This window comes from Pseudarthrobacter cellobiosi, assembly GCF_023913755.1.
GTDB classification, from domain to species: domain Bacteria; phylum Actinomycetota; class Actinomycetes; order Actinomycetales; family Micrococcaceae; genus Arthrobacter; species Arthrobacter cellobiosi.
This window is the reverse complement of record NZ_JAMXBJ010000030.1, coordinates 16390-38782: the sequence shown is the minus strand read 5'-3', so window position 1 is coordinate 38782 and position 22393 is coordinate 16390. Positions and strand designations below refer to the sequence as shown.

Annotated in this window: 19 protein-coding genes and 1 pseudogene; 10 read left to right on the top strand and 10 right to left on the bottom strand. The window is 65.4% G+C overall.

What is annotated here, in order from left to right:
• Nucleotides 1-8: 8 nt before the first annotated feature.
• From NG696_RS03385 to NG696_RS03365, 5 genes are all read right to left on the bottom strand, one after another.
• Complete coding sequence (locus NG696_RS03385) at nt 9-227, bottom strand: hypothetical protein (RefSeq protein ID WP_252564534.1); 219 nt, start codon at nt 225-227, stop codon at nt 9-11.
• 41 nt (nt 228-268) lie between these two features.
• A complete protein-coding gene (locus NG696_RS03380; RefSeq protein ID WP_252564531.1) occupies nt 269-697 on the bottom strand; it encodes a universal stress protein in 429 nt (142 codons plus the stop codon).
• Between the two features lie 54 nt (nt 698-751).
• Nucleotides 752-2056, bottom strand: a complete 1305-nt coding sequence (locus tag NG696_RS03375) for an aminotransferase-like domain-containing protein (RefSeq protein ID WP_252574038.1) — start codon at nt 2054-2056, stop codon at nt 752-754.
• Between the two features lie 56 nt (nt 2057-2112).
• Complete coding sequence (locus tag NG696_RS03370) at nt 2113-2976, bottom strand: hypothetical protein (RefSeq protein ID WP_252574036.1); 864 nt, start codon at nt 2974-2976, stop codon at nt 2113-2115.
• Between the two features lie 195 nt (nt 2977-3171).
• Complete coding sequence (locus NG696_RS03365; protein WP_252574034.1) at nt 3172-3627, bottom strand: NAD(P)H-dependent oxidoreductase; 456 nt, start codon at nt 3625-3627, stop codon at nt 3172-3174.
• A 120-nt stretch (nt 3628-3747) separates the two neighbouring features.
• On the opposite strand from NG696_RS03365, the gene NG696_RS03360 reads away from it, so the two are divergent.
• From NG696_RS03360 to NG696_RS03335, 6 genes are all read left to right on the top strand, one after another.
• Nucleotides 3748-4356 carry a TetR/AcrR family transcriptional regulator gene (locus tag NG696_RS03360; RefSeq protein ID WP_252564524.1) on the top strand — a complete coding sequence of 203 codons (609 nt, stop codon included), beginning with the start codon at nt 3748-3750 and terminating at the stop codon, nt 4354-4356.
• A gap of 360 nt (nt 4357-4716) precedes the next feature.
• Entirely contained in the window at nt 4717-5700 is a 984-nt protein-coding gene (locus tag NG696_RS03355; protein WP_252564522.1) for an ABC transporter permease, read from the top strand.
• Nucleotides 5701-5702: 2 nt separating this feature from the next.
• Nucleotides 5703-6677 (top strand): ABC transporter permease, encoded by a 975-nt coding sequence (locus tag NG696_RS03350; RefSeq protein WP_252564520.1) that lies wholly within the window; start codon nt 5703-5705, stop codon nt 6675-6677.
• The gene (locus NG696_RS03345) at nt 6674-8905 is read left to right on the top strand and encodes an ABC transporter ATP-binding protein (protein ID WP_252574032.1); all 2232 of its coding nucleotides are present in this window, start codon (nt 6674-6676) and stop codon (nt 8903-8905) included. Before NG696_RS03350 ends, NG696_RS03345 begins: the two co-directional genes overlap by 4 nt.
• Nucleotides 8906-8954: 49 nt before the next feature.
• Nucleotides 8955-10673: an ABC transporter family substrate-binding protein gene (locus tag NG696_RS03340; protein WP_252564517.1), complete on the top strand. Its 1719-nt coding sequence runs from the start codon at nt 8955-8957 to the stop codon at nt 10671-10673.
• 143 nt (nt 10674-10816) lie between these two features.
• The gene (locus NG696_RS03335; RefSeq protein WP_252574030.1) at nt 10817-11875 is read left to right on the top strand and encodes a Gfo/Idh/MocA family protein; all 1059 of its coding nucleotides are present in this window, start codon (nt 10817-10819) and stop codon (nt 11873-11875) included.
• Between the two features lie 72 nt (nt 11876-11947).
• On the opposite strand, the gene ald is transcribed toward NG696_RS03335, so the two are convergent.
• Nucleotides 11948-13066: an alanine dehydrogenase gene (gene ald, locus NG696_RS03330; protein ID WP_252574028.1), complete on the bottom strand. Its 1119-nt coding sequence runs from the start codon at nt 13064-13066 to the stop codon at nt 11948-11950.
• Between the two features lie 233 nt (nt 13067-13299).
• On the opposite strand from ald, the gene NG696_RS03325 reads away from it, so the two are divergent.
• Nucleotides 13300-14517, top strand: coding sequence for a PucR family transcriptional regulator (locus tag NG696_RS03325; RefSeq protein WP_252564511.1), 1218 nt, complete (start codon nt 13300-13302; stop codon nt 14515-14517).
• A 75-nt stretch (nt 14518-14592) separates the two neighbouring features.
• On the opposite strand, the gene NG696_RS03320 is transcribed toward NG696_RS03325, so the two are convergent.
• The 4 genes and pseudogenes from NG696_RS03320 to ptsP all read right to left on the bottom strand — a co-directional run bounded on the left by NG696_RS03320 (nt 14593) and on the right by ptsP (nt 18148).
• Complete coding sequence (locus NG696_RS03320) at nt 14593-14988, bottom strand: helix-turn-helix domain-containing protein (RefSeq protein ID WP_252574025.1); 396 nt, start codon at nt 14986-14988, stop codon at nt 14593-14595.
• 269 nt (nt 14989-15257) lie between these two features.
• A pseudogene (locus tag NG696_RS21215) lies at nt 15258-16000 on the bottom strand (DUF8817 family protein).
• Between the two features lie 116 nt (nt 16001-16116).
• Entirely contained in the window at nt 16117-16395 is a 279-nt protein-coding gene (locus tag NG696_RS03305; RefSeq protein WP_056341927.1) for an HPr family phosphocarrier protein, read from the bottom strand.
• A 67-nt stretch (nt 16396-16462) separates the two neighbouring features.
• Nucleotides 16463-18148, bottom strand: coding sequence for a phosphoenolpyruvate--protein phosphotransferase (gene ptsP / locus NG696_RS03300; protein ID WP_252574017.1), 1686 nt, complete (start codon nt 18146-18148; stop codon nt 16463-16465).
• Between the two features lie 161 nt (nt 18149-18309).
• Here ptsP and NG696_RS03295 point away from each other — a divergent pair, with 161 nt between their 5' ends.
• The 3 genes from NG696_RS03295 to NG696_RS03285 are packed head-to-tail and all read left to right on the top strand — an operon-like array spanning nt 18310 to nt 22323.
• Nucleotides 18310-19038 (top strand): TetR/AcrR family transcriptional regulator, encoded by a 729-nt coding sequence (locus tag NG696_RS03295; RefSeq protein ID WP_252574015.1) that lies wholly within the window; start codon nt 18310-18312, stop codon nt 19036-19038.
• A 49-nt stretch (nt 19039-19087) separates the two neighbouring features.
• The gene (locus tag NG696_RS03290; protein WP_252564499.1) at nt 19088-21160 is read left to right on the top strand and encodes a PTS mannitol transporter subunit IICBA; all 2073 of its coding nucleotides are present in this window, start codon (nt 19088-19090) and stop codon (nt 21158-21160) included.
• Entirely contained in the window at nt 21160-22323 is a 1164-nt protein-coding gene (locus NG696_RS03285; RefSeq protein WP_252574013.1) for a mannitol-1-phosphate 5-dehydrogenase, read from the top strand. Before NG696_RS03290 ends, NG696_RS03285 begins: the two co-directional genes overlap by 1 nt.
• Nucleotides 22324-22393: the final 70 nt, after the last annotated feature.

Here is a 22393-nt window from a genome sequence, read left to right as displayed (position 1 = left end):
GCCTAGTGTCAGTAGCCGTAGGCGGAGTAGGCGGTCATCATCTCGACCATCTCGGGATTACCCGCCATGGCGCCAGCCAAGGCAGGCAATGTGGCGAACATCAGGCCGCCCAGAACCAAGGCAATGCCTGAGAGGGCCGCGAAGAATTTCCAGTCGCCGCGCAGCACGCTCTCCAGGGTCTCCGGCAGGAGCAGCCCCGGCGCGATGAGGTTGGGGGCGCTGTCCACGGAACCGTCATTCAGCAGCGCAATGACGCGACCGTTGCCAGTTAGTCGGCGTCGTAGGTGTTGGCGATGTAGACGTCGCACGGGGCGTTGTGGGCCACGCTGTTGGCCACGCTTCCCAGGACCCGGCCAATGCCGCGCATCCGCCGGTTGCCCACCACGATCATCTTGGCGTCCAGGCGCTCGGCTTCCTTGATGAGCGCTTCGGCAGGCTTGCCGCGGGCGGCCGAGTAGGTCACCTTGATGGAGCCGGCTAGGGCCTCGGCCACTGTCTTGGCAACATGCTCGGCACCGTCGGCGTCGGAAACGATCCACTGGTCGCTGCCCGTGCCGAAGATCTCGGTGCGGTCGCTGTCGAAGGCTGAGACGACGTGCAGCGAGGCGCCCACGGCGGCGGCGAGATCCCGGGCCGATTCGGCGGCCTTCTTGGCGGTGCCGCTGCCGTCAACCCCGACAACAATAATTCCGCTCATGCTTTGTACTCCTTGTTCGGTATGAATTCTTGGCCACACTCAGTCCGGCCAACGTTACAGCGCTGTAAGGGCCTCGCGCAGTACCGGGGCCAAGCGGCGGACACCTTCCTTGATGGCGTCGGGCGGCACCGCGCTGAACGCCAGCCGCAGCTTATTGGACGGCGCATCTGACGAGGTGAAGGCAGCCCCCGGGATAAAGACGACGCCGGCGTCGATCGCCTTCTGCAGCAGGGGATAGGTGTCCACGCCCTCCGGCAGCGTGACCCAGACGAAGAAGCCGCCCTCCGGGCTGGTCCAGCTGGTGCCCGCAGGCATGTGTTCGTCCAGGGCCGCGAGCATGGCCGTGCACCGTTCGGCGTAAAGCCCGCGGTAGGTCTCGATCTGGCCCCTCCAGTCATAGTCCCGGAGGTAGGCGGATACCAGCATCTGGTTCAGGGTCGGAGGGCACAGTGTGACAGATTCGGACGCCAGATAGTAGCGCCGCTGGAGGTGCTCCGGGACCAGAGCCCAGCCGATGCGCAGACCAGGGGCAAAGATCTTGGAGAAGGACCCCATGTAGATGACATCAGCCGGGTTTGCCGCGCGGAGCGGTGCCAGCGGCTCCCCGTCGAACCGGAGGAGCCCATAGGGGTTATCTTCGAGAACCAGAATATTCGCGTTCCGGCATATATCAACAACCCGCTGGCGGCGTTCCTGCGCCAGCGTGATCCCTGAGGGGTTGTTGAAGTTGGGGATGGTGTAGAGGAACTTAATGTTCTTCCCGGCTGTCTGGAGGGCGGCGATCCGGGCCTCCAACAGCTCAGGCACCAGGCCGTCGTCGTCCATCTCCACGGTGGCCACCTCCACCTGGTAGGCCTCAAAGGTATTGAGGGCGCCCACATAGGTGGGGTTTTCCACCAGCACCACGTCCCCCGGGTTGCAGAAGACCTTGGCGGCCACATCCTGGGCCGACTGGGAGCCTGCGGTGATCACCACATTCTGCGGGAGCGCGTCCAGAATTCCTTCTGCCGCCATCACCTCGCAGATCTGGGTGCGCAGTTCTTCCGTGCCCTGCCCGCCGCCGTACTGCAGGGCCGTGAGCCCTTCGTCGGCGATGATGCTTGCAGCCGTGGCGGCCAGCCGCTCAAGCGGAAGGGATTGCAGGTACGGACTGCCCCCGGCAAGGGACACCAGCCCGGGGCGCATCGAGATGTCAAAAACGTCCCGCACTGCTGACTGCTTAATGTTGGCTGCGCGCTCCGAAAACAGCGCCTCGTGGGGATGGGCGGCGCGGTGGGCGGACGTGGCCGCGCGCTCGATGGCATCAATGGCTTCGGCCGGTAACTGCACTGCGCCGGCATCAAGTGTTTCGTGGGTCACATACTCAGGATACAGCCAGCAGTTGCCGATCAGGCAACATCTGTTGATCAATGGCGCTACTTGAGGCGTAGTGCGTCGGCGAGCCTCACGCCGTTGACGTAGACCTCGGCGCGGATGGCGCCCACCGAGGCGATGGCAGTCTGCGTGAGTTGGGCCTCGATGCGCGGGATGTCGCACACCCCCGCCGGTCGGATCGAGCCGGACAGGTAGACCGTCACGGCCGTGCCGTCGAAGGTGCCGGACAGGAACGTCAGGGTTGAGCTGGACAGGGAGTTGTACAGGCCGGGGGCAGGTTCTGCGGCGCTGTCCAGCAGGGCGCGCATGGCGTTGGCCAACGGTTCCGCGGATCCGGCCACGGTGCGGCGGGCGCCGGCCAGGCTGTCGTTGCAGCCAAAGCGCACACCTCCCGCCCCGCCGTCGTCGAGCAGTACGTAGTAGGCAGTCACCGTCTGGGATCCGCCGGACTGGACAGGGTCCGGCTGGGCTGGGGGCGGCGCCGAGGGCTCGGGGGCCGGCGAGGGGCTTGCTCCGACGGCACCAGTCGTACCGAATGCCGCGCCGACTCCGGGCGAAGCCGTTCCGGACGAGGGGGTGGTGCCGGAGCTCTGCTCGGGTGTTCCGGGCGTCCCGCCGGAGGCGTGGCCCGAGGGCTCGGGGGGCGAAGCGGCGGACGGGCCGGTGGTTTCGGCGGGCACAGCGGTGACCGGCGGGGGTGCCTGCGGCTGGGGAATTGGAACCAAGGGCGGCTGGGCGCGGTCGGAGTGTTCAATGGTGGTTGCGCCGGGCGCGACACTGCTCCCGGCAGACGGGTTGGGGGTGGGGGCGCAGCCTCCCAGCCACAGCGGAAGCGTAAGTGCTGCCGCCGTCGCCATCAGCTTTCCGGCGCTCCGCCTGCCTGACATGTCCGCACCGCGTTCCATCCCCGAATGCTTTCCGTGCATTAACGTTACGGCGGTCTCTCAGCCCTGAAAATGCCCGCGAGGTACCGGTTGGAACAAGACTTGGTCACACGTACGGGCGTGAGCGCCAGTCCGCTCACGGTGCGATAACAAATGCCCCGGCCACCATGCGGTGCCGGGGCATTTGGCTGCTTGGCGCTGCTGCGTGCGGCTGCCTTACGCTGCCGGCTGGGCGGCGGCGAGTGCGTCGAAGACGCCCTTGATCTGCTCCACTACCTCGGCATCGTCCTTCGGGTGCAGCTCGGCAAAGCGGACCATGGAGCCAGGGACGGCGAGCTTGACGTCCTCGAGCACCTGGGCGCCGGCACCGAAGGGGCGGGACAGCCAGTCGATGGCGTTCTTCAGCGATGCGGGCACGGTGCCGTTGTGTTCCGGGGTCACCAGGAGAATGGTGTCGGCGTCGTTGGCGGCTGCGCGGAGGGCGGCGGCAGCGGCAGGAACCTGGCCCTCGACGTCGATGTCCTCGTTGTAGAACGGGATGTTGCCCAGGCTTTCGTGGATGACCACGTCAACCTGGTCGGGAGCGTTCAGCTGGATGGCTTCGGCGAGCTTCTGGTTGGTGGATTCGGCGCGCAGGCTGCCAACAAGGGTAAGGACGGTGCTCTTCGACATACGGACTCCTTTAGTGGGCCGCGGCGGGACCGCTGGCCGGTGGAAGGGTGGAGGCTTGGTGCCTTCATGGATTAAACGGACCGTAGTCCGATTATTATTCCCGGGTCTAGGATATGGACTGTGAGCTTTATCCCGCTGCTGCCCGGTTCGCTCTCCGGCCCGCCCGCTGAGCGCAGTGATGCTGCCCGGAACCGTGAGCGGCTGTTGGGCGCGGCGCGGGAGCTGATTGCCGAGTGTGGCCCGGACGCCCTGACCATGGACAGGCTGGCCGAGCGGGCCGGCGTGGGCAAGGGCACCGTCTTCCGCCGATTCGGCAGCCGCGCCGGGCTGATGATGACTCTGCTGAGCGATTCCGAGGCCGCATTCCAGGCCCGCTTTATGTTCGGCCCGCCGCCCTTGGGGCCGGGCGCCCCGGGCCTGGAGCGGCTGATCGCCTTCGGTGCGGAGCGGATCGCGTATGTGATGGAGCATGGGGACCTGGCGAGGGCGGCCGAGGCTTCGGCCCGTAGCCGCTACGAGGTCCCGGCAGTCAAGCTGTGGCAGCGCCACATCGAGCTCCTCCTCCGGGAGGAGGGCCTGGATGCGGATCCGCTGCTGATGGCCATGTCGCTGACCGCAACACTGGATCCGGACCGGCTCCTCCACGCCGTCCGTGTCCAGGGCCTGGCGCCCGAACGGCTGACTGACTCCTGGCGGGAACTTGTCACGCGGGTGGTCCGCGGGCGGTAGGATACGCCTAAATCCAGTGGCTCGTCCAGTCAAATCAATTCCACTGAATTATTCATAACAATCTGATACGGAGCGCACGGATTCCGCGCAGGCGCCCGCATTTCGGACGCTACTCTGTGGTAGTTTCCTCTGGAATGTGACCCGCAACATAGTCCACCCGGACTTGCTCTGCGCTGGTCGCGGGAGGCCGGCTACACGCTGGTGGGGACCCGGTGGCGGCGAGACCCGTTGCTGGCCGGGAAATCGGAAGGATCTGGAACGTGGATGTAGTGAAGGCAGAAAATCCGTTGCCGGCCCAGGGGCATCCCCTGGAGTGTTCCTCCAGAATCCCGGCGGCAACGATCCTGAAGTAGCTGCCACATGATCAGGTACCTCGCCAAGCGCGGCATCACCTACGTCTTCATGATTTTCCTGACCACGTCAGCCGGCTATTTCCTGGCGGTCAGCTCCCTCAAGCCAGCCCTCCTCGAACAGGAACGGATTCCCCGTCCCACCCCCGAGCAGGTCGCCAATTCCATGCGCCTGAAGGGTCTGGATCCGGACCTCAGCCCATGGGAGCGCTACGTTGAGTGGCTCACCGGGATCGTGACCCGCTGGGACTGGGGACGCAGCCCCAACGGCGCCTTCATCAACGCTGAATTCGGGGATCGTGTGTGGATCTCTACGCGGCTCTTCCTCGCATCCATAATCCTGACGCTGGTCATCGGCGTCGCCCTCGGGGTCTACTCGGCGGCCCGGCAGTACAAGTTCCAGGACCGGGTGATCACGTCCTACAGCTACCTCGCGTACATCGTGCCCGCCCCCATTGCCTACTTCCTGGTTCAACTCGGTGCCATCAACATCAACGAAACCGTCGGGGAGCGCATCTTCTTCGTGACAGGCATCTCCACGCCCGGCATGCAACCCGGGTGGGCGCAGTTTGTGGACATGGTGGCCCACTATGCAGTTCCTACCATCGCCATCACGCTCGTCGGCTGGGGTTCGTACCAGATCGCGCAGCGCCAGTACCTGCTGGACAACGTCAATGCGGACTTCGTCCGGACGGCACGGGCCAAGGGGCTCACCCGGAACCAGGCCATCACCCGGCACGCCCTCCGGGTTTCCTTCATCCCGGTCGCCCAAAGCATCGCCTTCACTATCCCGGCCATCTTCGCCGGCGGCTTCTTCGCCGAGAAGATCTTCGCCTGGCCCGGAGTGGGGTCCTGGAGCATTGACGCCATCTCGCTGCAGGATGTGAATGCGGCCACGGCCACCCTCGCCTACGGCTCGGTCATCTTCGCCCTGGGCGCCATCCTCGCCGACTTCGCCACCACGCTTGTTGACCCGAGAGTGAGGGTGCAGTAGCCATGACCAACCTCAACGCCGTTGATCCGGCAGCCGTGGCGCAGGACGCGCACCTCGAAAATGCCGACGTGGTGATCGCCAAGTCCACCATCATTTTCCGCCGCTTTATGCGGAACAAAACTGCTGTCGCCGGGCTGGCGGTTTTCCTGGGCCTCACCACCTTCTCCTTCGTCGGCGGGTTCTTCACTCCTTGGGACAAGGAGACCATCGACCCGTTCAATATCGGCATGCCGCCTTCCGGCGACCACTTCCTGGGCACGTCGCAGGCCGGGATTGACCTCTACGCCATGACTGTCGAAGGCACCAGGATCTCCATCATGATCGGCCTGATTGTGGGCTTGGTGTCCGTCCTGGTTGCCGCGGTCTACGGCTGCACCATGGCCTATTTCGGTGGCAAAGTGGACAAGGTGATGCTCTTCGTCCTGGAGGCCCTCATCATGATGCCTGCCCTGCTGGTGGTGGCGGTGGCCACCAGCGGCGGAGGGGACGGCCTGAAGAAGAACCTCCCCAGCTGGCTCCTGCTGATTATCGTGCTCCTGGTGTTCAGCTGGATGGGGACCGCGCGGCTTATCCGCTCGATGTCCATGTCGCTGATGCAGCGGGACTTCGTCAAGGCGGCGCAGTACATGGGCGTCCCGCCGCGGCGCATCGTGTGGCGGCACCTGGTCCCCAATATCGGCTCCCTGCTGGTCCTGGACATCACCCGCGGCGTCACCGGGGCCATCCTGGCCGAAGTGGCTTTCTCCTTCATCGGCATCGGGATCAAGGTGCCCGATGTGAGCCTCGGCGTGCTGATTGGCGGCGCCACGTCCCAGGTCCAGACCTTCCCCTGGATGTTCTGGGTCCCGCTCACCGTGATGTTCCTGCTCACGGGGTCCCTGGCCATGATGAACGATGGCCTGCGTGACGCCTTTGACCCGAGCTCCAGCTCGGTTGGCCGGGCCAAGAAGAACAGCGCAGAGAAGAAGAGCAAATGAGCACCTTCCTTGAGCCGGCTGACCCGGCCTCCACAGCCGCCGAGCGGCTCCATATCGCCGGTCTCCACTCGCCGTCGGACGCTGTCCTGTCCGTCCGGGACCTGAACGTCAGCTTCAACTCCGAAAACGGGGCTGTGCATGCTGTTCGGGGCGTCAACTTCGATCTCATGCCCGGCAAGACGCTGGGAATCGTGGGGGAGTCCGGGTCCGGCAAATCGGTAACATCGCTTGCCATCATGGGCCTACTGCCCTCCACTGCCGAGATCTCCGGCTCGGTCAGGCTCAAGGGCAAGGAACTGCTGGGCCTCAGCGACAAAGCCATGTGTGCCTACCGCGGCAACGACATCGCCATGGTGTTCCAGGACCCGCTGTCCTCCCTGACCCCCGTGTACACGGTGGGAACGCAGATCACCGAGGCCCTCACCATCCACAACCCGGGCATGAGCAAGGCGGCGAAGGAAACCCGCGCCGTCGAACTCCTGGCAATGGTGGGCATTCCCAGCCCTCGGAACAGGCTCAGGGCATTTCCCCACGAGTTCTCCGGCGGCATGCGCCAGCGCGTGATGATCGCCATCGCCATCGCCAACAACCCGCGCGTTCTGATCGCGGATGAGCCGACGACGGCCCTGGACGTCACCATCCAGGCCCAGGTGCTTGAGGTGCTGCATAAGGCGCAGGAGGAAACGGGCGCCGCCGTCGTGATGATCACGCACGATCTGGGCGTGGTGGCGGGCATCGCCGACGACATCATGGTGATGTACGCCGGGAAGCCTGTGGAAACCGGCAGCGTGGATGACATCTACTACGATCCCCGGATGCCCTACACGATGGGCCTGCTCGGGGCGGTGCCACGGGTGGACGTCGCGGAGAAATCCTCGCTGGTCCCCATCGACGGCATTCCGCCGAATCTGCTCCACACCCCCACCGGCTGCTCCTTCGCGCCGCGGTGCCCGCTGGTGACCGACGCCTGCCTGGACGGCGAGCCCGCTTTGAGCCCGGTTCCGGGAACTGGCTACCACCAGGCGGCCTGCATCAAATCCGGTTCCCTCGGCGGGGACGTGGATGTCCACGAGATCTTTTCCGCCCCGCCGGTCCCGGTCTCGCGCTTTGACCTCATCCCACGCGGGGAGCGCTCAACCGTGCTGGAACTCAGGGATGTCCGTAAGCACTTTCCGCTGACCAAGGGTGCCCTGCTCAAGCGGAGCATCGGCACGGTGAAGGCCGTGGACGGCCTGAGCTTCGACATCCGCGAAGGTGAGTGCTTCTCCATCGTGGGCGAGTCCGGTTCGGGCAAGACCACCACCCTGCTGGAAATCATGGAGTTCCATAAAGACCAGGACGGCGAGGTGATCATCGGCGGCATCAGCAACAAGCAAGCCGCCGACGCCAAGACCAAAAGCGCCATGCGCAGGGAAATGCAGATGGTTTTCCAGGATCCCACCGGCGCCCTTGACCCCCGCTTCACCGTCTACGAGGTCCTGGCCGAGCCGCTCCAGAACGCCGGCATGGATAAGCGGGCCATCAAGAAACGCATCATGGAACTGATGAATCTGGTGGGCCTGCAGCCGGACCACGTCAACCGGTTCCCCAATCAGTTCTCCGGCGGCCAGCGGCAACGCGTGGGCATCGCTCGGGCACTGGCCGTAAACCCCAAACTGGTGGTCCTGGACGAGCCCGTGTCCGCGCTGGATGTCTCGGTCCAGGCCGGCGTCATCAACCTCTTGGACAAGCTCCGCGCGGAGCTGGGCCTCAGCTACCTCATGGTGGCCCACGATCTGTCCGTGGTCCGCCACATCTCCAACCGGGTGGCTGTGATGTACCTGGGCAAGATTGTGGAGATCGGGGAGGTGGACCGGGTTTTCGACAACCCACGCCACCCGTATACCCGCGCGCTGCTGTCCGCGATCCCTGTCCCGGATCCGCAGTTCGAGCGCACGCGGGAGCGGATCATCCTACAAGGGGACCTGCCGTCTCCGCTGGATGCCCCGAAGGGCTGCAACTTCGCCACACGCTGCCCCGTCTTCGCGGCGCTTCCCGCTGCCAAGCAGGAGAAATGCCTGACCCTGGAGCCCCCGCTCGAGGCCGTGCAGCCTTCCGCTGCCGTGCAGATTTTGGAAGCCGGCCCGGCGCCTACACCGGATCAGCAGTTCGCCTGCTTCTTCCCGGATGGTGAACTGGACGAGCACATGCTGGTGGTCCACGAAACGGCGGAACCCCATGCACCCTAGATTTTTTCGACCCATCACAAGCACCACCCGCACCTATGAAGGGAAAACCATGAGGAATCTGACCAAGATCGGCGGCGCAGCGGCCATTGCCGCAGCCCTGACGCTGACGGCCTGCGGCGGTGGAGGAACACCCACCGGACCGGAAACCGCCAAGGGGCAGGGAACGGGCAGTGACCTGGCCAAGCTCATCAGCATCAACGAGAAGCCAGCCGCTGATCTTGAGCCTGGTGGCAAGGTCACCCTGCCGCTGGGCAGCATCGGGCCGGATTTCAACGGGTTCTCCAACAACGGCAACAGCTCGGACAACTCCGCGATGATGGCCCCGATCAACCCGGTGGCCGTGAACAGTGGCGGCATCGGCGGTTGCTGGAAGGTCGACTTCGTCGGAAAGGCAACGCCGAACAAGGACTTCTGCGAGTCCGTGGAGAGCAAGGTGGTGGACGGCAAGCAGACCGTCACCATCAAGGTCAACGACAAGGCCACGTACAACGACGGCACCCCGATCGACATCAAGGCCTTCCAGAACACCTGGAACATCCTGAAGAGCCCGGATGCCGGCTACGACATTGTGAGTTCGGGGGCCTATGAATTCGTTGAGTCCGTCGAGGCTGGCAGCAGCGACAAAGAAATCATCGTCAAGACCACCCAGCCGGTTTACCCCGTGGATTCGCTCTTCTTCGGTCTGATCCACCCGGCCGTGAACACGCCTGCCATCTTCAACGAAGGCTTCGTGGGCGAAATTCACCCGGAATGGATGGCCGGCCCCTTCAAGCTGGACCAGTACGATGCCGCAGCCAAGACCGTGACCATGGTTCCCAACGAGAAGTGGTGGGGCACCAAGCCGGTCCTGGAAAGCGTCGTCTTCCGCCAGCTGGAAACCAGCGCACAGATCGCTGCTTTCAAGAATGGCGAGATCGATGCCATGTCTGCCAACACCATCGCCCTGTACAAGCAGCTTGAGGGCACCAAGGACTCCGAGGTCCGCCGTGGCCAGCGCCTCTTCGCCGGTGGCATGAACATCAATGCCCAGAAGATCACCGACGTCGCCGTCCGCGAGGCCATCTTCGCCGCAGTTGACCGCGAGGCCCTCCGCAAGGTCCGCTTCAATGGCCTGAACTGGGAAGAGCCCAGCTCCGGTTCCATGATGGTCCTGCCGTTCTCGGACTACTACCAGGACAACTACCCTGTGAAGGAAACCGGCGCGGACGTCGCCAAGAAGGTCCTGACCGACGCCGGTTACGCGCCGAACGCCGCCGGAATCATGGAGAAGGACGGCAAGCCCGCCGCCTTCAAGATCAGCAACTTCGGTGACGACCCCACCACCCTTGCCTTCACGCAGACCCTGCAGAAGCAGCTCCAGGCCGGCGGCATGGATGTTGGCATTGACCAGCGTGCCTCGGCGGACTTCGGCAAGGTCATCGGCGGCCGCGACTTCGACATGAGCGTCTCCGGCTACACCGTTGGCCCGGATTCCACCGATGCCGTCAAGCAGTACTACGACTCCAAGGTCAACGAAAACGGTCTTGGCGACGCCGAACTGGACAAGAAGATCGCCGATCTCGCGTCCATCGAGGACAACGCCGAGCGCAACAAGGCAGCCATGGAGGTTGAAAAGGAGCACATGGCCAAGTACTTCTCCATGGGTGTTGTGATGAACGGCCCGCAGATCTCCTTCGTCCGCACCGGCCTGGCCAACTACGGCCCGTCCCTGTTCCAGAGCCTCTCCCAGGTTCCGGACTGGTCCACCCTGGGCTGGATCAAAAAGTAACACCCTCCCTGCAACGCTCTCTCACTTAACGCAGGGTTTTAGCCAACGCTCTCTCACTTCCGGCAGGTCATCCGCGGGGAAGTGAAAGAGCGTTTGGCTTTAACCCAGATTAACTGCGAGAGCGTTGGGGTACGGTTTTGCCTATGACCGCGACTGAAGCTGAACGCACTATCCGCACCGCCGTCGTCGGCTATGGACTCTCAGGGAGCGTTTTCCACGCGCCGCTCATCGCAGCGGATCCCCGCTACTCGGTGGACGTCATCGCCACGTCCGACGCCGGCAGGCAGGCTGCCGCGACGCAGCGGTACCCGGGGGTCAATACAGTGCCCGACGGCGACGCTGTCCTTGCGCTGGCCGGGGACCTTGACCTTGTGGTGCTGGGGACCCCGCCGGCCACCCACTTTCCGCTGGCGAAGGCTGCCCTGGAGGCGGGGCTCGACGTTGTGGTGGACAAGCCTTTCGCCGTCAGCAGTGGCGAGGGGCAGGAACTGATCGCCCTCGCGGAGCGGCTGGGCCGCGTTCTCACCGTGTTCCAGAACCGGCGCTGGGACGGCGATTTCCTCACGGCCCGGAAGCTGCTGGCCGGCGAATCGCTGGGCAGCGTGACCCGCTTTGAATCCAGTTTCGAACGCTGGTCCCCGGACATCTCCAAGGCATGGAAAGCCAGCGCCACGGCAGCGGATGGCGGTGGCGTGCTGTTCGACCTCGGAACGCACCTCATCGACCAGGCGCTGTTGCTGTTCGGACCGGCCGCCGTGGCCCACGCGGAACTGCAGGCGCGGCGTCCGCACGAGAAGGTGGACGATGACGTTTTCCTGGTGCTCAACCACGAGTCCGGGGTGACCAGCCACCTGAGCATGAACATGCTCTGCGCCCAGCAGGGCCCGCGGTTCCGCATCCTCGGATCCACAGGCGCCTTCACCAAGCACGGGATCGACCCGCAGGAGCCCTACATCGTTGCCGGCGGCAGCCCTCTGGACGCGGAATACGGTGTGGAGGCGCCGAAATGGGCCGGATCCCTGGGCCGCGACGGCCATCTCGATGCCCTGCCCACGGAGCGCGGTGCCTACCCTGAGTTCTACACGCTGCTGGCGGACAAGATCCTCGACGGCGGAACCGCCTCTGCGCTGCCCCTCCCGGTGGACCCGGCAGACGCAGTCGAGGTGCTGAAGATTATCGAATCAGCCCGAAAGTTGGTTTAAGTTCAATCGACTGCTCCACAAGCGCCGTTTTGAGTCCCCATAAGGGCGCTTGTGGAGCAATCGATGGGGGTTCTAGGCACAAACCAGTTCGTGCCAGTCCGAAACGAGGGGCAGGTTGTGCGCCTCGGAGACCGAGCGGTGAGCAACCTTGCCACCGGCGATGTTCAGGCCTGCGGCGAGGGACGGGTCGCGGTCGAATGCGGCCTTGACGCCCAGGTTGGCCAGGGCCACGGCGTAGCGCAGGGTGACGTTGGTCAGCGCGTAGGTGGAGGTGTTCGGGACGGCGCCCGGCATGTTGGCAACGCAGTAGAAGATCGTGTTGTGGACCTTGTACGTCGGTTCCTGGTGTGTGGTGGGGTGCGTGTCCTCGAAGCAGCCGCCCTGGTCCACCGCGATGTCCACGAGCACGGAGCCGGGCTTCATCCGGGAGACGAGCTCGTTGGTGACCAGCTTGGGTGCCTTGGCGCCCGGGATCAGCACGGAGCCGATGACGAGGTCGGCGTCGACGACGGACTTCTCGATCTCGTAGGAGTTGGAGGCAACCGTCTTGAGTCGGCCCTGGTACTGGGCATCCAGTTCGCGCAGGCGGTTGATGTTGATGTCCAGGATGGTCACGTCGGCACCGAGGCCCAGGGCCATCGCTGCGGCGTTGGTGCCGGCAACACCGGCGCCCAGGACAACCACCTTGGCGGGGCGGACGCCCGGTACACCGCCGAGCAACACGCCCTTGCCGCCGGCCGGAGCCATCAGCGAGGTGGCGCCCACCTGCACGGACAGTCGCCCGGCAACCTCGGACATGGGGGCCAGCAGCGGCAGCGTTCGGCCTTCCTGCACGGTCTCGTACGCGATGGCGGTGACGCCGGAGTTGATGAGCGCCTGCGTCAGTTCCGGCTCGGCGGCGAGGTGGAGGTAGGTGAAGAGGATCAGGCCCTTGCGGAAGCGGTGGTACTCGGCCTTGATGGGTTCCTTGACCTTCATGACCATGTCGGCGCGGGCCCAGACGTCATCGGCCTCGGTAACGATTTCGGCGCCGGCGATCGCGTATTCCTCGTCCGTGATCCCTGAGCCCAAGCCTGCGCCGCGTTCCACCAGGACCGTGTGGCCGTGGGTGCGGAACTCGTGAACGCCAGCAGCGGTGATGGCGACGCGGAATTCGTTGTTCTTGATCTCTTTGGGGACACCGATGATCATTTGTGGCTCCATATTCTCAGGCCAGGTAGGCCCGAAATTGCGGGGGAAGTTGTGATTCCAGAATAAATCCGGTTGTGACCCAACTGACAGGAAAGCAGGGTCCGGGGCGTGCGAGATCCGCGTCATTCCGGTAATTTTTGCTTCCATGGGTCGACAAATGTTCAGCGTGAAGGCGTCAGGTGTCGCCTGCTGTTCGTTCGCCCGGATGCCTGCCGGAGCAGTAGGGTTACCCCATGCAGCAGGACGTGGAACAACTGGTGGAGCAGGTGGCGCAGAAGCTTGGGCGGGGACTGTCGCTGGAGGACCTGGACGGCCTGCTGCTCGCTTATAGTTCCAACCAGTCCCATGCGGACCGGGTCCGGGTGAACTTCCTGTTGAGCAAGCGGGTCCCGGCCGATGTCAGCGCCTGGCAGCTTTCCCACGGCATCGCTACGGCCGTCCGCCCGGTAGCGATTCCGGCCAACCAGGAGCTGGGGATGCTGGGCCGGGTGTGTGTTCCCCTGATGGTGCGCGGTTTCCGCGTCGGCTACCTCTGGGTGCAGCAGGACTCGGCAGAGGAAAGCCCGACGGCGATCCTCTCCCAGTTGCCGGACGTGACCCCTGAGATCGAGCTGCTTTCCGCCCTGCTGCTGGACTCCAACACTGCCGAGTCCGAGTTCCGGCGGGGCCGCGAACGCGAGTTCCTGGCCGCCTGTTCCGGCGAGGCCAACGCAGTGGCCGCTGTGGCAGGCTGGAAGGAAATCCAAGGCAAAGGGCCGTGGCAGATGGTCACGGTGCTCGACGCTGATGGCTGGGCCGGCGGGCCGGACCCCATCGCCTCCACGTTGATCCACCGGTCGGCCGCCCTGCAGGCCACCGTGGGAGTGGACGTGGCGCTGTTCAGCGCCGGCACGGATACCCATTCGGTGGTGCTGTTCCGTGAGTCTGTGGGCCGGGCCAACCATGCCCAGGTGCTGGTCCACTACCAGCTGGAGCTGGCCAAACGCTCGGGCCGGCCCGTGCACCGCATCATCCTGGGCATCAGCGAGGGTTTTGCCAAGCCACGCGAGCTTGCCGAGGCCTACCGGCAGTCCAGGATGGCGGCGCAGGCGGCAGCTGTGGACCCCCAGCTCGGCGAACTGGTGGACTGCCGTGCCACCGGGGTGTACCAACTGCTCGCATCGGCGGGCGGTGGAGCCGGCGCCTGGGCTGACTCCGGGTCCGTTTTTGTGCGGATGCTGGAGGACCACGACCGCAATGATGAGCTTCTCCCCGTACTTGAGCTCATTTATGACAACGACGGCTCAGTCCAGGACGTGGCCACCAAACTCCACCTGCACCGCAGCAGCGTCTACAACCGGCTGGGCCGCATCCGGCAGCTCCTGGGCGTGGACCCGCTGAAGGGGATGCCCCGGCTGGAACTCCATGCGGCACTGAAAATGCGGCGCTGGGCGGCGCGCCCGCGGATCTAGCTCGCGCGCCGGGACCCAACGCCCGGGGACCCAACGCCCGGGACCCGCCCACGTCTGAGCCAGCTCACGCCGGAGCTAGGCCTGCTCTGGCTGCTCTTGCTGTTCAAGCTTCTTCTGCCGGTCCAGCCAGGCCATGATGGCCGCCAGCCTGATCCGGCGGTGCGTGCCACGGTATTCCACGGGGATCTCGCCGCGATCGGTCATGTTGCGCAGGTACGTGTGGGAAATCCCGGCGAGTTCGGCAGCCTGTGAGGTGGTGAGCATTTCCTCAACGCTGCTGACGGTCACCGCTTCGCCGCGGCTCAGCCGAGCGAGCAGGTCCACGACGGCGTCCCTCGCTTCACCCGGGAGGCGGTGGACGGTGCCGTCCACAAAGACCGTAATGTCGTTGCTGTCCCGGAGGGAACGCGCGAGGTTCAGGGCGTCGTCGGCGGGCAGGCCAGCCGTGACGCGTGGAGCTATGAGTGCCATGCCAGAAGCCTAACCCGAGCACCTCCTGGCTTGATCCGATCCGATCCGGGCCTCGCCTAGCCCAGACCCCCGCCCACGCCCGCGCTTCCGGAGGATTCTGCTCAATCATTCCGATCCACGCGAAGGCAGGCCCCGGAATGGCGCGGCCGCTTCTCCGGAACGCGCGAATGATGGAGCAGAATCCGACGCCCGCGCCGCACTCCAGCCACGGCAGGCACTTTCAGGAGTGAGGTCTCGGCGGGCTTTCGGGCTTTCGAAAAGCCTAGATCTCACGTTTTGAGTCCGCGGCGGAGCTCGTCTGCATTCGCCAACTCAGCTGCAAGCGCCTGCCGCGCCTCGGCGTCGAGTTCCAGGGCGCCGACGCTGTCCAGCACAGACGGGGCCAGCGAGTGGTTGCCGGTCCGCTCATGCAGCTCGGCGAGGTACACCAGCAGCGGCAGCTTCTCGGCGTCCGTCGCCTCCGGATGCCGCTGGAGCCCAGCCTCGATCACGGAGATTGCGGTCGCCTCGCTGCCATGCGCGTCGCCCTGCCGCGCCGCGTTCAACAGGACCCGGTCGAGCCGCTCCGCCGGAGCGGACACCGACCCGGAAGCCCCAGCCGACCCGGAGGCATCAGGGGCATTCTCGGAATCACCGAGTGCGCTCACCCGCAGCCAGTTGCCGCCCGGATCCACCACCGAAAAGCCGGCCGTGGTGCCCTGCTTGCGGCGCGGGCGGGTGATCCGCGGAATTCAAGAGATCGGCAACTTTCCGTAGGCGGCCCGCAGCCCCGCGGCGAACTCGTCGAAGAGCAGGCCGGTGTCCGGCACCAGCAGGATCACGCTGCCCAGCGAATTTTCGGGCTCGAAGCTTTCCACCCCGAAAAAGTGCAGGTCGATACCGCCACGCGTGAAGCACATGTAGGGATTCGGCCGTTCCTGCCGGACGTGACCTGGAAGCCGAGCGCTTCGTAGAACGGCGCCACGTCGTCCAGGCGGCGGCACGGCAGGATGGGGACGGCACGCTCGTTCATACCCTGAACCTACTCTCGGGGGAGCCCTGGGCGTCGCCCGTTTCAACGGTTCCCTGCCCACCAGTTGTTTGCGAGCGTCGATCCGGCAGGGAACCATCGAAACGGCGAAGCAGAAGCTATTCGGCGTCGAGGTCCGTTTCCAGGAGCTTGACCAGCGAATCCAGTGCCGCGTCGGCGCCGTCACCTTCAGCGCGGAGCACTACAACATCGCCCTTGGCGGCGCCCAGGGTCATCAGCGACAGGATGCTCGAAGCGTCCAGCGCGTCGTCCTCCGGGTCGCCCTGCATGGCAATGGTGACCTCCACTCCCACGTCTCCGGCGGCTTCCGCAAACAGTGCGGCGGGGCGCGCGTGCAGGCCGGAGCGGCTGGCGATGGTGGCGATGCGTTCGGGCATTGTTCCTCCTGGTGGGTGCTTCTTGGTGTCTGGCTAGAGCGGCGGGCGGTTAGTCAGAGGCGTGTGCTCAGAGGCCGAGTTCTTCGAGGACGGGCAGTTTTTCCCGCACCCAGGCCTTGGCTTCGGTGGCGCTGGGCGCGGACAGGGCCAGCTTGGCCAGCTGCTGCGCCTCAGCCAGCGTGACGGTCTTCAGCACCGCGGCCACGGCGGCAAGGGACCGCGCGGTCATGGACAGGGTGGTGACGCCAAGCCCGGTAAGTACGACGGCGAGGGCCGGGTCAGCGGCCGCCTCACCGCAGACCCCCACGGGTTTGTTGTGGCCTTCCGCGCGGGAACCTTCCACCGTCAATCCCACCAGGCGCAGCACGGCAGGCTGCCACGGGGTGTTCAGGTTGGCGAGCGGGCCCAGCTGGCGGTCCGCCGCCATGGCGTACTGGGTGAGGTCGTTGGTGCCCAGACTGGCGAAGCCCACCTCGCGCAGGATGGATTCTGCGGTCAGGGCTGCGGACGGCACCTCCACCATGACGCCCGGGTTGGTGATCCCGGCAGCGGTGCACATCGAGGCGAAATGGGCGGCCTCCTCCGCGGTGGAAATCATCGGGGCCATGACCCAGACGTCAGCCTCCGAGTCCTTCTCCGCGAGGGCGATCGCCTGCAGCTGGCGCTCCAGAACACCCGGCGTGGTGAAGTCGGTGCGGTAGCCCCGGACGCCGAGGGCCGGGTTGGGCTCGGTGGCGTCGGTGAGGAACGGCAGCGGCTTGTCGGCACCGGCATCGAGCGTGCGCAGGACAACCTTCTTGCCGGGGAAGGCGTCAAACACGCTCTTGTACGCTGCTGCCTGCTCTTCCACAGACGGTTCGGTATCGCGCTCCAGGAAGCAGAATTCCGTGCGGAAGAGCCCCACGCCCTGCGCGTTGAGGCCGGCAGCGGCCACGGCATCCTTGCCGCCGCCCACATTGGCGAGGAGTGGCACCAGGTGCCCATCCGCCGTCGTGCCGTTGCCTTCAAACACGGCCAGCAGGGACGCGTTGGTTGCCCAGGCCTCGGCTGCGGCGCGCTGGGCGTCATCCGGGTCCACGGTGATGGAGCCTGCCGCGCCGTCCACAAACACCTCGGTGCTGTCGGCCAGTTCGTCCACGCCTGCGGCGGCGACGACGGCGGGCAGGCCGAGGGAGCGGGCAATGATGGCGGTGTGGGACTGCGGTCCGCCGCCGGCTGTGACGAGGGCCAGCACCTTTTCGGGGTCCAGCGTGGCTGTGTCCGCGGGTGCCAGGTCCTCTGCCACGAGGATGAACGGCGTGGAGGAGGAAGGGATGCCCGGGGCGGGCACGCCCCGAAGCTCAGCCACGATGCGGGCACGGACGTCCAGGACGTCCGTGGCGCGTTCGGCCATGTAGCCACCGAGGTTGTGCAGCATTTCGGAGACCGAGGCGCCGGCCTCCCAGATGGCGCGCTGCGCCGAGGTGCCGCGGGCGATCAGCTTGGCGGCGTTCTTCAGGAGCATGGTGTCCTTGGCCATCAACGCCGTGGCCTCCAGGACGGCCTTACCGTCTCCACTGGCGGTTTCCGCGCGGGCTTTGAGCTCGTCATGGACGGCGGCCGCTGCCGCCTTGAGCCCGGCGATGGCTTCTTCGGCTGACGTGCCGCCGGCCAGCTGCTCGCCTGCGGGGGGTTCGCTGATCGGTTTGGGCATCTGCCGGACGGTTCCGATGATGCGGCCGGGGCTGACGCCAACTCCTGGGAAGGTCTGCACTGAAGGTCCTCGTTCTCTGCCGGTAGCCAGGCCCGCCTAGGTTTATCCCGGCGCCATGCCGGGGCCGCCGCGACCACTGTGTGCGAGGGCGGAAACGTGCCTGAAAAAATTGTATGTGATTCAGTTCATATAGCAATGCTATAGGTGATAGGGTAGCGGCTATGAGTTTGGATGGCCAGCTTCCCCCCAAAATGCGTCTGCTGCGTGCAGCGGCCGAGTTGCTGGCAAAATCCGCGGGAGCATCCGTGTCCACCCGCCAGATCACGCAGCTGGCAGGGGTTACGGCGCCCACCCTGTACCACCACTTCGGTGACAAGGAAGGTCTTTTCGACGCCGTCGTCGCCGCAGGTTTTGAGGAGTACGTTGCGGGCGAGAGGGACTTCGCCCCGTCCGGAAACCCGCTGGAGGATATCCGGCGGATGTGGGATAACCATGTCCAGTTCGGGCTCAAGCAGCCGGAACTGTACCTGGTGATGTTCGGCAATATCCGCCCGGAAAGCCGCCCCGCCATCGTTGCCGATGCCGAGGCGCTGATGGAGGAGATGCTGAACAAGGCAGCGGCCGCGAGCCAGCTGGACGTCCAGCCGCGCGAAGCAGCCAGGTCCATCCTGGCCGCCAACGTGGGTGTGACCCTGATGCTGATTGCGGAACCCGCCGCCGAACGGAACCTTGAACTGTCCATCATGACCCGGGACGCCATGATCTTTGCGGTGTCTGCGGCACAAGCCGAAGGGGCCGCGCCGGAAGACTCCGGAAAGTCCTCGGTGGTGGTGGCAGCGATTGCCCTGAATGCCGCGCTTCAGGCATCGCACTCAGACCAGCTCTCAACCTCGGAACTCAAACTGTTCCTCGAATGGCTTCACCGAATCTCGAGCAGCACGTCGTCGTAAGTATCGGACCCATCCTGCGCTGCAGCAGGAATGACGGTTAGGAAAGCACATGGCAACAGAGACAGTTGCGAAACCCCGCACCAGCCTGCGGGTCGGCGTCCAGAAGTTCGGGACGTTCCTGTCCGGCATGATCATGCCCAACATTGGCGCGTTCATCGCGTGGGGGCTCATCACCGCCCTCTTCATTGAGAAGGGCTGGATCCCGGTCCCGGCCTTGGGCGGCTTCGGCACCAACGCCGAAGGAGCACCCAATGTGGGCCTGGTTGGCCCCATGATCACCTACCTGCTGCCGCTCCTGATCGCCTACACCGGCGGCCGGATGGTCTACGACGTCCGCGGCGGCGTGGTGGGAGCCATTGGCACCATGGGCGTCATTGTGGGCGCCGGCATCCCGATGTTCATCGGCGCCATGATCATGGGCCCCTTGGGCGGCTGGACCATGAAGAAGATCGACCTCCTGTGGGAGGGCAAGATCCGCCCGGGCTTCGAGATGCTGGTCAACAACTTCTCGGCCGGTATCTGGGGCGCGCTGCTGGCGATGCTGGGCTTCTACGGCATCTCGCCGCTGGTTCAGGCCTTCAGCACCGGAGCCGGCAACGTGGTCCAGTTCCTGGTCAACAACGGCCTGCTGCCGCTCACCAGCATTTTCATCGAGCCCGCCAAGGTGCTGTTCCTGAACAACGCCATCAACCACGGCGTGCTGACCCCGCTGGGCATCCAGCAGTCGCTGGAGCAGGGCAAGTCGATCCTGTTCCTGCTCGAAGCCAACCCCGGTCCCGGCATGGGGATCCTGCTGGCCTACATGTTCTTCGGGAAGGGCCTTGCCAAGGGTTCGGCCTCCGGCGCAGCGATCATCCACTTCCTCGGCGGCATCCACGAAATCTACTTCCCGTACGTCCTGATGCGCCCGCTGCTGATCCTGGCCGCGATCGCCGGCGGCATGACCGGCATTGCCACCCTGGCCATCACCAACTCCGGACTCGTCGCTCCGGCGGCGCCTGGCTCGATCATTGCCGTGTTCGCCCAGACCTCCCGTGACAGCTACGTCGGAGTGATCCTCGCGGTGGTGCTCGCCACCACGGTATCGTTCCTGGTGGCCTCGGTGATCCTGAAAACCACCAAGCACAGCGACGAGGTGGACCTGAACGACGCCACGTCCAAGATGGAAGCGATGAAGGGCAAAAAGAGCTCCGTCTCCTCAGTGCTGACCGGCGCCGGTGCAGGCGTGGGCACAGCTGTCCTCGCCGGCCCCATCAAGAACATCGTGTTCGCCTGCGACGCCGGCATGGGCTCCAGTGCCATGGGCGCCTCGGTGCTGCGGAACAAGATCAAGGCTGCCGGCTTCCCAGACGTCAAGGTCACCAATGCGGCGATCGCCAACCTCAGTGACACCTACGATGTTGTGATCACCCACCAGGACCTGACCGAACGCGCCAAGCCCGTCACGTCCAGCGCCGCGCACTTCTCGGTGGATAACTTCATGAACAGCCCGCGGTACGACGAGATTGTGGAGCTGGTCAAGGAGCACAATACTGAAGGCGCAACGCCCGACGCCGGTGCTACAGCCGGTACCGCCGGCGCCGCAACTGCCGCCGGCCACGGCGCGCACGTTGCCAGTACCCCGGTGGATTCGGCACCCGCCGCCGGCAGCGGTACGGCACCAGCCGAGGCTGCGGAGACGGCGGCGCCGTCGGACATCCTCGTGGCCGACAGCGTCATCCTCAACGGCACCGCCACCACCCGCGATGCCGCCATCGACGAAGCCGGCCAGCTCCTCCTGGCCCGCGGCGCCGTGGACGAGGGCTACCTCGCGGCCATGCACGAGCGCGAGGAATCCGTGTCCACCTACATGGGCAGCTTCCTGGCCATCCCGCACGGCACCAACGCCGCCAAGGACCACATCCTGAAGTCCGCGGTGTCCGTGATCCGCTACCCGGACGGCATCGACTGGAACGGCAAGCAGGTCAAGTTCGTGGTGGGCGTGGCCGGCATCAATAACGAACACCTGCACATCCTGTCCTCCATCGCGAAGGTCTTCACCAACAAGGCCCAGGTGGCCCAGCTGGAAGCGGCGACGTCCGTTGAGGAAGTCCTGGAGCTGTTCGGAAAGGTGAACGCATAGTGAAAGCGGTACATTTCGGAGCGGGGAACATCGGCCGAGGCTTTGTTGGGCTGCTGCTGCACCAGGCCGGTTATGAGGTGGTCTTCGCGGATGTCGCGGAGGCGCTCATCGACCAGTTGGCGGCAGCAGACAGCTACAACGTCCACGAGGTAGGGGAGAGCCCCACCGTCCGGACGGTGGACAACTTCCGGGCGCTGAACTCCGGCACGCAGGAAGCTGAGCTGGTGCGGGAAATCGCGACGGCGGATATCGTCACCACCGCCGTGGGGCCGCACATCCTGAAGTTCGTGGCGCCCGCCATCACCAAGGGCATCGCGGCGCGGGCCGCCGGGCTGGCGCCGCTGCAGGTGATGGCTTGCGAGAACGCCATCAACGCCACGGACATCCTGCGGGCCGAAGTCGCCGCGCTCTGGGACGAAGCCGCCGGCTCCCTGGACGACGCCGCGGTGTTTGCGAACACCGCCGTGGACCGGATCGTGCCCAACCAGGCGCCGGGCCAGGGCCTGGACGTCACCGTGGAGACGTTCTACGAGTGGGTCATCGATCGGACGGCATTTGGCGATGCTGCGCCGGTCATCCCGGGCGCAACGTTTGTGGACGAGCTCTCGCCCTACATCGAGCGGAAGCTCTTCACCGTGAATACCGGGCACGCCTCCGCTGCGTACTTCGGGTTCGAGGCCGGCCTGGAGAAGATCTCCGATGCCATGGCCGACCAGGACGTCGCGGAAGACGTCCGCGCGGTCCTGGAGGAAACCAAGCAGCTTCTCGTGGCCAAGCACGGCTTCAACAACGACGAGCAGGAAGCCTACGTCCAGAAGATCCTGGTCCGGTTCTCCAACCCGCACCTGCCGGACACCGTGAACCGGGTGGGCCGCGCCCCGATGCGCAAGCTCAGCCGGCATGAACGGTTCATCGGCCCCGCGGCTGAACTGGCCGAACGCGGGATCGTGCCCGAGGCGCTCCTGGGTGCCATCGCCGCGGCCCTGCGCTTCACCGACCCCGCCGACGCCGAGTCCACCGAGCTCGCGCAGATCCTGGCGTCCTCATCGGCGGCAGACGCCACGGCCAGGATCACGGGGCTCGCTCCGGAGCACCCGCTGTTCGCGGCCGTGTCCACGCTGGTGGAGGAGCGCCAGGCGGAAGGTGCGAAGGCCCCGGCCTGACCCCCTCTCACTTCCTGCGGGTTTTTGGCCAACTCTCTCTCACATGGATGAGAGAGCGTTGGCGTTTAAG